The organism is Eudoraea sp. (assembly GCF_049669105.1).
Taxonomy (GTDB): domain Bacteria; phylum Bacteroidota; class Bacteroidia; order Flavobacteriales; family Flavobacteriaceae; genus Eudoraea.
In genome coordinates, this window is the sequence record NZ_JBATKE010000145.1 from 1 (window position 1) to 1,682 (window position 1,682).

Annotated in this window: 1 protein-coding gene and 1 pseudogene; both read left to right on the forward strand. The window is 33.7% G+C overall.

All coding sequences use genetic code 11. The annotated features are described in order from the left end of the window. Positions 1–1,341 (forward strand): annotated as a pseudogene (locus WBM60_RS12370) (patatin); the annotation flags it as partial. Positions 1,342–1,463: 122 nt separating this feature from the next. Continuing rightward, the coding region (locus WBM60_RS12375; protein WP_424283136.1) for a hypothetical protein at positions 1,464–1,682 on the forward strand (219 nt) is incomplete at its 3' end.

A 1,682-nucleotide genomic window follows, 5' to 3' on the forward strand; every position in this document is an offset into this window, starting at 1 on the left:
TTTCTAATTCAAAATATCAATTACAAGGGTATTAGTAAACAGAACCTTCCATTGGCTAAATCCAGATCAAATTTCAAGGATCAAACGAAATATAGCACAGATGAAATCAATGACGGCATAGACAAAATGATTGGCACGAATATTTTTGATCATATTAGCTATGCAGTAAAAAAGGATGAGCGTGGTGCATTAAATCTTAATGTTGTAGCGGTTGAAAAATCTACGCATCGAATAAAAGGAGCCTTACATTTTGACAATTCTCGACAGGCAGGTATATTATTGAATTACACTGGAAGAAATATGTTGGGAAATTCCTCTCGTATTTTAGCGACTGTTGATATAGCATCACAAGAAAGATACCGAGTACAATATCAAAATATTTTTGGTAAAAAAAAGGATTGGTGGGTTAGAACTGAATGGTTTTTAGAAAATTTAGATCAGGAATATACCGTTGGTGGAGAGCTTGCGGAGAATTTGAAATATAGGTACTCTCAATTTGACACCCAAATTAATAAAAATTTAAACTCATTCAGTAGTTATGTTGGTATAGGGCTCGATTATGAAAATACCAGATTGAAGCCGAATATTGATTCAGATATTAATGATAATGTCATTGGTCTTGATAAGTATAAGTTCGGGTCATGGGACATATATGCGCAGTTTGGTTTAAATACTATGAATCAAGTATTTTATCCAACAAAGGGCACGTATTTCAATCTTAAAGTAAGCCATGCCGTCCATACCAATGTTAGGTTGTCTTTTTCAGATGAGACATTAGACGACCTTTCGGGATCTTTCAGCAACTATACAAAATTAATATTGGATTTTGAAAAGAGGTTTCCCCTTAACAAAAAAATGGTAGGAATCATTGGAGCCTCATCAGGTTTGACCATCTATAATGAACCCGAATCAGGATCTGATGATGTTAGTTACAGTGCGTTTGGTTATGGATCAAAATATTATATGGGAGGTGTTATAGAAAGACCTAGAAAAGACAATTTTGTATTTCCTGGTTTGAAAGAGGCAGAATTACCAGTAACACAGTTTATGATGATAAAATTGAGTATGCAGTACAATGTTGTTGGTGGGTTATTCCTTACGCCTCATGTTCATCTGTCTTCGGTAGGTTTTAACGATTTTGACACCTATTTTAAAAGTGCATTTTCGCCAAAAGGAAATTGGAATGAAACAACTGAGGCAAGTACGTTGTTTTCAGCAGGACTCACAACTTCTTTTAAATCATTTTTGGGGCCTATAGATTTTGATGTCTCATATGTTAACGATATAGAAAAGGCACGTATATTTTTTGGTGTTGGGCTCCAGTTTAATAGATCTAAATAGACTATAACTATATAGTTATGAAGTTTTAAATTATACAATCAGTCGGATAGTCATATACTATTAATTCTCAACATACCATCATGTTATAATACTAAATTAAATAAGACATAAAATTAAAGTCTATGCCTATTGTCTGGTACTTTTCTTCTGTAGAGTTTTCCAATAAAACCCTTGTGTCTGGGGTGTTATTGAAAAGAAGACCGCGCATTTCCTTTCCTGGGAATTCTCCCTTAAAAAATGCACTGATGATCATTGGTTCTTATTTTAATCCTACTTACTCCAATAGGAATATTCTGGTCAAATTAAAGGACCAGAGTTTCAATATCAAAACAGATGAACAT